Genomic DNA, 8662 nt, shown 5'->3' with positions numbered 1-8662 from the left:
AGCCGGCGACGCGGGCGCGGTTTTTCGAAACGTTTTCAGCCCGGTCGTCCGAACCCGCGCCACAATTGAGGCTCTCGTAGATGCCGGAGGATAGGCCGCCCCGGCGCGTGAAAAAACCGTGACGCACCGACGTGCCGGCAAGCCTTGCGCCAAGGAGCGGGCTTTGAACCGGGGTAAGGTCTGCGGCGGTCTCGGCTGTATGGCCGGGCTGGAGCATCGGGCTATCCTGTCTCGCGTTTGGGCGGATGGTGGTGCGCGCGAAGCGCATTTGTCAATCCTCGCCGTCAAAGGGCAAGAGCGGCAACGGTCGGTTGGAGACGCATAATACTTTGAAAAGATTACCCATTTCTCCTTGTTTGTCACCAGCCAGCCGGCGCGCGGCTGCGACGATCTGCTGCTGGGTGACGAGGTCCTTGCCGCGGCCAAGGGCGGATGCGCGAGGACCAAGACCAAGTCCTGCCAGAAAAGCGCCCTGCATCATCATCGGATGAACATGAAGCCCTTCCTGCCGGGCGACAGCGGCAAGGGCGGCAAAATCCACATGGCTTGTCAGGTCCGCCTCGCCGGGATGCGCCAGGGGCGGATCAAAGGCGTGGTTGCGGATTGCCTGCAGCGTGTCGCCGAAGCCGCTTGTCAGATGCCCGTAATCGATGATCAGCGCGCTGCCGCCCCCGGCCTTCAGCCTCTCGGCGAGTTGCGCCATCAGCGCCTCGCGCGCCGGCGCGGTCTCGAAGATCGCGCCGTCGGGCTGCGCCCGCCAGTCCGGCGGAAGGGCGGCCGGATCGAGCCTGGCCGGCGATATGCCGAAGCAAAGCGCGCCGTCATCGTCGAGCGTGACCACGCGCTCGAACAGACCGGACCTGGCCTTGACGAACTGGCGCGGCGCGATGGCGTCGAACAGTTCATTGGCGACGAACAGGGTAAAGCCTTCCGGCGCTTCGGCAAGACCGTCGATCCAGCAGATCTTGTCGCCGTATCGCTCAAGCCTTTCGGCCTGGCGCGCGCGGAGCGCGGGGCTCGTCTCCATCAAGGCGACGACAAGCGCCGAATAGAGATCGGGGGCCAGCTTCAAAATGACATTCAGGATGTCCGCCATCATCGTGCCGCGTCCCGGTCCGCCTTCGATCAGCACCGTCTCCGGCGGCCGGCCGTGACGCTGCCAGGCCTGGATCAGGAAAATGCCGACGAGTTCGCCGAACAACTGGGAAATTTCGGGCGCGGTGGTGAAGTCGCCGCTGCGCCCAAGCGGGTCGCGGGTGATGTAGTAGCCATGATCGGGATCGGCGAGGCAGATGTTGAAATAGGTGCTGACCGGCATCGGGCCGCCGGTCTCGATGATCGTCCGGATCTTGCCGGCGAGCCTCGTCGTCACGATGCCTTGCCCGCGCCGTTCCGCGCCGCCATGCGGCCGGAATACCAGATGCCCCAGAGCCCGACGAGCAGCATGGGCAGGGACAGCACCATGCCCATGGTCAACCAGCCGCCGAAGAGATAGCCGATCTGCGGATCCGGCTCGCGGAAGAGTTCAACGAAGATGCGCGACAGGGCATAAAGGCAGATGAAGAGGCTGCCGGTCAGGCCCGGACGCTTCAGCGTCAGAAAGGCCTGTGTCGCGATGAAGAGTATGACAAGCGTCAGAAGGCCTTCGAGGCCGGCCTCGTAGAGCTGGCTCGGGTGGCGCGGCAGCGGTCCGGCGCCGGGAAAGACCATCGCCCAGGGAACGTCGCTTGATCGTCCCCAGAGTTCCGCATTGATGAAATTGGCGATGCGCCCGAAGAACAGGCCGACCGGCGTCACCGTCGCGACCAGGTCAAGCAGCGACCAGGTGTTGATGTCGTGTCTGCGCGAAAAGACGATCATCGCGACGATCATGCCGAGCAGTCCGCCGTGGAAGGACATGCCGCCGTCCCAGACCTTGAAGAGCGCCAGTGGATGGGACAGGAAGAAGCCGGGGGCGTAAAAAAGCGCATAGCCCAGCCTCCCGCCGACGATGATCGCCAGCACCGACCAGGTGATGAAGTCGTCGAGCTTCGCGAGCGTCATCGGCCGCCGGCCGCCGGGCCAGAGCGCGTCCTTCCTCAAAAGCCAGCGGGCATAAAGCCAGCCGAGCAGAATGCCCGCGACATAGGCAAGTCCGTACCAGTGGACCTGCAGGGGGCCGAGGCGCACCGCCACCGGATCGATGGCGGGGAAGGGCATGGCGGCGAGCATGATATGGTCTGGCAGCAAGGCGTTAATTCCTCTATGGTCGGCGCGAAGATGGCGACATAATCCGGCGCGGTCAAGCTTGCCCGCGGCCAGGGTGCATGCAGATTCGCCGCGATCGGACTTGCGCCTTCAGCGCGGGCCCACTACCTCAGAGGAAAGCACCGCAGATGGTGCGTTAGGGCATTTTCCAAGGAGAAACCGACATGACATCCGGCACCACGCGCATCCTCGATGATCTGGCGAAACTGATGACCGATGCCGCCGGCTCGGTTCAAAGTGCCGGGAAAGACCTTGAAACGGCGGTCAAGGCGCAGGTGGAACGCTGGCTGAACAGCATGGACGTCGTCCAGCGCGAGGAATTCGACGCCGTGCGCGACATGGCGATCAAGGCGCGCGACGAGAATGACGCGCTGCGTGCCCGTATCGACGCGCTCGAGGCGAAGCTGGACGGGAAGGCCGGAGAATAACAAGGCGCTTTACGGCGTTCGTTCCGAAGGCGGGCTTCAGGTAGGTCGGTCTCGTCCGAGACTGACAGGACGACCGTCCGATCTGTCCGCAACGGCGGCGTTTTCGTCGGTCGTGGTCCGAGGAGGCAGGCAGCGCCCCCGCGCGCCGTTGCCTGTTTTTCTGCGGATGGTTTTGCCCCGTGTTTTGTTCCTGCCCGCTGCCGTGCACAGCTTCGGTCACCAGACAGGGCTCGGGGCCGGACGAAAGCACGATGCGTAGATTCAATAGGTTAGAGCGTCCTTTGTGCATCCGAATGGAAGCACGGCGCTCTAGTTGCTGCCCGGCAGGCCAAGCTGGCCGCGCACGAGGGCGATGCCTTCCATACCCTTGCGGTTCCCCATTTCGGCCAGCGCCTCGAACACTTTCTGCGCGTCAAAATAGCGTCCGAGATTATAATAGGCGTAGCCTCGGATGACCATCAGACCGGTCTCTTCCGGCGCAAGCTGGCTGCGCTGGTTGAGGATGAGCAGCGCATCCTGGTAGTGACCGCCCTGATAGGCGGCGATCGCGCGCTTCGTTAGGATCTGGACCTGCAGGTTGAGCTGCCGCTCCGAACTCAGCGGCTCTTCGGCGGCGGCGACGGCGGCCTTGCTGGTCAGGCCCATGCGCAGATAGGCAAGCGACTGGCCGTAGGCGGCTTCTTCGCGGTTCTTCGCCGAGCTGGAGCCGAGCGCCGTCTCGAAGGCGCGCGCGGCTTCCATCGGCCGTTCCATGTCCATCAGGCACCAGCCCTGCCTGAGCGCCGCGTCGGGCGAAAGCCCTACGGCGGATCGGCCGCTCCAGCAGCTCCCCCCGGACGAGGATGACGATGTGGTCGTTCGCCGCGTCGTCGTTGTCGCAGGCGCTGCCGTGCGTGTCGTGGCTGCCGGCGTTGCGGTTGCGACCTGCGTCCCCGCAGGCAGTTGCGTGCCCGCCGGCAGGGTCGAGATGGTGACATTGTCACCGGCAGCGTTTGCCTGATTGAGGTAATAGGTGATCTCGAACTGTCTCAGATAGTCGCGGTTGATATAGGCCTGCTCGTCGAAGCGGTAGATCACGGTCTTGTCCGAAGGCTGACCGGTTGTGTAGAACGCGGCCTGCACCTGGGCCGCGGAGACGTTAAAACGGGTCTGCTCGGGCTCGAGCGCGGAGTTCAGCACCGTGACGGTCTGAACGCCGGTGATCGGGTCCGTCTGGATCATGGAGCGCGGTATGGTCAGTCGCTCTATCGCGCGCATGCGCGAGGCCGCCGTGCCGTCGCCGGCGATCGGCGGCGTTCCTGCTGCGGCGTTGCCGTAATAATACTCGTAATATTCCGGCACGTAATTGACCGGCGCGGTCTCGGCGTCCGCGCCTGCGAGCGGCTGCATGCCGGGCCCGTAAAGCGGGGCCGTCAGCGAAACGCCCGTTCCGGTCTGGCCCGGCGCGCCGGGCGCCGGAGCGGCGGCGCCGAGCGGCGTCTGCTGGCCGGTGGAAAGGTCGATTTCGGCAACGGGAACCGCGACGGTGCGCGTCGTGCCGTCCGTTTGCTCGAGCGCCGTCAGTTCGAACACGGTCGCCATCACGTTTTCGATCGTGGTGACCGGGGCGTTCGGATCGTTCAGCCAGGCGATGCGCTCCGAATAGGGGGCCCAGATGCGCTGCATCAGGTAGACGCCGGGCTTGTAGTTCATCCTGTTGAGCATCAGGGTCACGCCATAGGCCGCCGGCTCGTAATCGGGCTCCCACGAAAGGGCCGCCTCGAACCATTGCAGGGCCGCCAGCGGATCGCCGTAGTCGTTTGAATACCAGCCGAACTGCTGGGCCGCGGTCATGCTCTTGGCCTCGGTGACGACGTCGGCCATGCGCGAGAGCACCTCCTGGCTGTAGTCCTTGCGCGGAATGCGGCCGAGCATGTTGACGACGGCGTTCAGATAGGTGTCCATCGCCTCGGCAGAATCATTGCGCCAGGGATACATCACCGCCTCGGCTTCCTCGGCATTGTCCTGCTCGATCAGGATCAGGGCGAGGCCTTGCGAAATCTCGGCCGAATCCTCTTCCGATCGCGCCTTGCGGAACCATTCCTCCGCAGCGGACTCGCTGCCGCGCACGAGGAAGTACCAGGCCAGGAGTTCGCTATCCTTGGCATCCTGGCTGTCATTGGCAAGCTTTTCCATATGGGCGAGGTCATCGGGGGAGACCACGATCGTCTTGTCTTCTCCCGCCTGGGCGAAGCGGTCGCGCAGCAATGCGTCGCGGATTTCCTGGAACTCGCCCTTGCCGTCATCGTCCTGGCGCTCGAAGCCCAGAAGGGTCTTCATGTCGTCATAGGGCATGAAGGCCATGGCCTTCTGCATGGTGGCCAGGCGCTCTTCCGGGTTGTCGCAGTTTTTCAGGATATAGGTGTAGGCATCCATGGCCCGCGAGAGCTTGTCGGTCTGGGCGAAGGCCTCGCCGACCTGCCAGAGAACGTTGATCTCGGCGCAGGTCAGAAGGCTCGGCGCCTGGGAGGCGTAGTCGATGACGTCCTCCCAATTCCCGTCTTCTGCCGCGGCGAGCAGCTTGGACCGGGTCTCGGCGATGTGCAGGCGGTTGACGAGGTCGGCCGGCGGCGACCAGTCTGGCTCTTCGGCCCTGCGGTCCCGGATCAACTGGTGAACCTCGGCGTAGTCGCCCTTGGCATAGGCCGCCCACATGGCGTTCAGCTGCTCGTCCTCGCCGTCCTCGACGGCCAGAGGATTGGCCGGCGGCGTCCAGTTGGGGTAGAGCGAGCGCAGGCGCGAGATTTCGGCCTGCAGCCGTTGCAGGTCCCCCTGCTGGGCAAAGTAACGAAGCGCGCTCTCATCCACCGCCGGCGTTGCCGGTTCCTGCGGCGGGGCCGTCTCGGTCTGGCCGCGCGTGATCTCGGTGACGGCGTCGCCCTGCGGCGGCTGCGCGTTGCTGGAAAGATTTCTGAGGTTTTCGGACGGCTCCTGGGCCTGCGCCTCTGTGACGGGGGTAAAGCGCGGCTCGGGCGGGGCGGCGGCGGGCGTGTCGTTTTCGACGATCTGGTCGTAGGCCTGCTGGAAGCCGTCGGCAGACTGGGCCTTGGCCCTTGTCAGGGGCAGTTCCCGGCCGGGGCCGCTCATGCCGATTGCACCGATCAGGGCGATCGCGCCGGCGGTCAGTGCAATATAAGTCAGTCTCATAACATCCTTACTCCGGCCAAGCACACGGTCGCCAAGACCCGCAACCACGCCCGTTCATCATTGCCCGCTGTTCCAAATCCTTCCCGGAACGACCGTTCTTCGCCGGTCGCGCCCGATTACGACTGCGGCAGAAAGGTCCGGCATAAAGCGTTCCCGCCGATGAGCACAGCTTAGGGCACTACAAATCCATATTGTCGTTAAGAAATATTAAAAATCGAGACAGCTTGCCGTATTTGGGCGTGAAATGTGGTTTTTCATGCGTCGGCGCCCGCTAAAGCTGAACCGGTTTGTTAGTCGTTTGTTTACCTAAATCTGAAAAACATGATTGGGAAATCCTGCGCGATGAGGTCCAGCAACCGCCTGCCTCGCGCCGAAGCCGAGGTGTGCCGTACCATGATGAACGCGATTGCCTATCAGATCAGGACCGGATGCCGCACGGCTCTGGCCCTCATTGGGGTAGGCTTGCTCGCGGGCTGCGCCGGCAATCTCATGCCCTATACGTCGAATGTGCGCAATCTCATGCCCGAGGAAGCGGTGGTCATGCCGCCGCCGGGCGGGCCGGCAATCATCTCCGTTCTGGAAACGCAGTATTCGAACGCCATCGACCAGCGCATCCTGTTGCGCACCGACGCGCGCACCCCGGGCCAGAACTATATCAACGCCGTCTTCTTCGGCACCCGCAACTATTCTCCGATGAACGGCCGGTCGCTCGACTATCGCTCGGTGACCGATCTGCGAGTCGATGAGGAGATGCGCGAGGAACTGCCGGGCGTGAAGATGGTGCAGTCGCCTTATTACGTGCAGAACAATTACGGTCCGTTCGGCTATGCCTTCGGTTACGGGCGCGGCGACGATCTTTGCATTTATGGCTGGCAGCAGATCAGGCCCGGGCGCGACACGCGCGCCGCCTTCGGCCAGGCCGGCACGATCCAGATCAGGCTTCGTTTCTGCGAGAGCGGCGCCAGCGAGGACGATCTGCTCGGCATCATGTATGGCTATACCGTCAATGCGGCCGTCGAGGCCTATGGTTGGAACCCCTATGGCGAACAGGCCTCTCCGCCGCCGCTCCTTGGCGAGACCGGCGCGCCGGTCTATCCCCGCCGGGCCTATGACGACCGCGCCGAACGCGTCGCCGATACCGAAAAGGTCCTGCCGGGCTCGACCTCCCGTTCAACGACGACGACGCGGACCCGCACCACGACGACGGCCCGTACGGCCGCTCCGACGGCGACCGGGGATGAGATCAGCGTCGATGTCGTGCGTCTTCCTCCCGGAAGCCTGCCGTCGGGCGGTTATGTCAACGTTCCGCCGGCGCCGGGACTTTCGCCCTCTTCCGTCACGGCGCGGCCCGGCGCTCTGCCGACAACGAGCTCTTCCTTGCCGACGCCCGGCCGCCAGACGCCTGCAGCCTCCGCGGCGCCGGCCGCCGCGCCCGCGGCCTCTTCCGCCGTGGCGCCGGCCGCCACGCGCTCCATTCCCGTGCCGGCGCGCCCGGCCGCGTCTGCCGGGTCTGCCACGCCTGCGGCCGTCACCCGCGCACCTGCGTCCGCCACGCGCTCCGTGCCGTCACCGCCCTGCCGTCTTCTGCCCGGCTCGACGACCGTGAGCTGCGAATAGGCGCGCTTCGAATGCCGCGCGCACGGGCGAACAAGGTTCCGTGCGGGTTGGACCGCGACGGGGTTGCGTGCATAGTGGCGCACAAGAAACGAAAGGGTGCCTTCAGGTGATAACTTGCGCAGACAGCTTTCATTGAGGTACGGAACCGGCTGGCCGGGCCGCGCACCGTCATTTTCCGGAAAAAAGGCGCGACGGAAAACAATTCTTAGGGTTCTTTGCCCTAGGGTGGAAAGAAGTCCATGCCAGCCTTTAGGAAGGGTGTCGCCTGATGCGTAGGGCCGCAATCGTCATCGCCTGGATGATCACGTCGATCTTCGTCCTGGGTCTCGTCACCCTGCCGATCGACCTGCGCACCCAGATCGTCGTCAGCGTCGTCGCCGTCGCTGTCATGATGGTGCTCAAGCAGATGCATGCGGAGGGCAACTGGCGGCTGATCGCGCTCGCTTTCGGCACCTCGATCGTGTTGCGCTATGTTTTCTGGCGCACCACCAGCACCCTGCCGCCGATCACCGAATTGCAGAATTTCATCCCGGGCGTCCTGCTTTATTGCGCCGAAATGTTCTCGGTCTGCATGCTGGCGCTCAGCCTGTTCGTGGTCTCCTTTCCGCTGCCGGTGCGTCCGCGCTGGGGCAAGCTCGAGGGCGACCTGCCCTATGTCGATGTCTACGTCCCTTCCTATAACGAGGATGCAACGCTTCTTTCCAACACGCTGGCGGCCGCAAAGGCGATGGACTATCCGCCGGAGAAGCTGAAGGTCTACCTTCTCGACGACGGCGGGTCCGAGCAGAAGCGCAATTCCAAGAACCTTGTGGAGGCAAGCCTCGCGCAGACGCGTCATCGCGAGCTCCGGCAGATCTGCGCCGAGCTCGGCGTCGGCTATATCACCCGGCCGCGCAACGAGCACGCCAAGGCCGGCAACATGAACCACGCGCTGCAATACACCACGGGCGACCTGATCGTGGTATTCGACGCCGACCACGCGCCGACCAATGATTTCCTGCAGGAGACGGTGGGATATTTCCTCGAGGATCCCAAGCTCTTCCTCGTCCAGACCCCGCACTTCTTCATCAACCCGGATCCGCTGGAGCGCAATCTGAGGACCTATGAGATCATGCCGAGCGAGAACGAGATGTTCTACGGCATCATCCAGCGCGGCCTCGACAAGTGGAACGCCTCGTTCTTCT

7 protein-coding genes are annotated in these 8662 nt (G+C 64.1%); 3 read left to right on the top strand and 4 right to left on the bottom strand.

Going from position 1 to position 8662, the window contains the following annotated elements:
• The 3 genes from AC5DC2_RS14575 to lgt form a co-directional block, all read right to left on the bottom strand.
• Positions 1–217, bottom strand: a 217-nt coding sequence (locus AC5DC2_RS14575) for a laccase domain-containing protein (protein WP_491698987.1), incomplete at its 3' end; no start/stop codon positions are given.
• A 54-nt stretch (positions 218–271) separates the two neighbouring features.
• Positions 272–1372 (bottom strand): class I SAM-dependent methyltransferase, encoded by a 1101-nt coding sequence (locus AC5DC2_RS14570; protein ID WP_491698986.1) that lies wholly within the window; start codon positions 1370–1372, stop codon positions 272–274.
• On the bottom strand, positions 1369–2211 hold the full coding sequence (lgt, locus tag AC5DC2_RS14565) for a prolipoprotein diacylglyceryl transferase (protein ID WP_491698988.1): 843 nt from the start codon (positions 2209–2211) through the stop codon (positions 1369–1371). The genes AC5DC2_RS14570 and lgt overlap by 4 nt, the downstream gene beginning before the upstream one ends.
• Before the next feature lie 200 nt (positions 2212–2411).
• Between lgt and AC5DC2_RS14560 the strand changes: the two genes are divergently transcribed.
• Positions 2412–2675, top strand: a complete 264-nt coding sequence (locus tag AC5DC2_RS14560; protein ID WP_024709324.1) for an accessory factor UbiK family protein — start codon at positions 2412–2414, stop codon at positions 2673–2675.
• Between the two features lie 309 nt (positions 2676–2984).
• On the opposite strand, the gene AC5DC2_RS14555 is transcribed toward AC5DC2_RS14560, so the two are convergent.
• Positions 2985–5861 (bottom strand): hypothetical protein, encoded by a 2877-nt coding sequence (locus AC5DC2_RS14555; protein ID WP_491698985.1) that lies wholly within the window; start codon positions 5859–5861, stop codon positions 2985–2987.
• A gap of 393 nt (positions 5862–6254) precedes the next feature.
• Here AC5DC2_RS14555 and bcsN point away from each other — a divergent pair, with 393 nt between their 5' ends.
• Positions 6255–7478 carry a cellulose biosynthesis protein BcsN gene (gene bcsN / locus AC5DC2_RS14550; RefSeq protein WP_491698984.1) on the top strand — a complete coding sequence of 408 codons (1224 nt, stop codon included), beginning with the start codon at positions 6255–6257 and terminating at the stop codon, positions 7476–7478.
• 268 nt (positions 7479–7746) lie between these two features.
• The coding region (locus tag AC5DC2_RS14545; protein WP_491698983.1) for a glycosyltransferase at positions 7747–8662 on the top strand (916 nt) is incomplete at its 3' end.

The sequence above is a fragment of the Martelella sp. genome (assembly GCF_984369615.1).
This window is presented reverse-complemented; position numbering and strand designations above follow the sequence as displayed.

Coding starts and splice junctions, on each gene's coding strand:
- bcsN (WP_491698984.1), top strand. CDS start 6,255: ATGATGAACGCGATTGCCTATCAGATCAGGACCGGATGCCGCACGGCT.
- AC5DC2_RS14560 (WP_024709324.1), top strand. CDS start 2,412: ATGACATCCGGCACCACGCGCATCCTCGATGATCTGGCGAAACTGATG.
- lgt (WP_491698988.1), bottom strand. CDS start 2,211: ATGCTCGCCGCCATGCCCTTCCCCGCCATCGATCCGGTGGCGGTGCGC.
- AC5DC2_RS14555 (WP_491698985.1), bottom strand. CDS start 5,861: ATGAGACTGACTTATATTGCACTGACCGCCGGCGCGATCGCCCTGATC.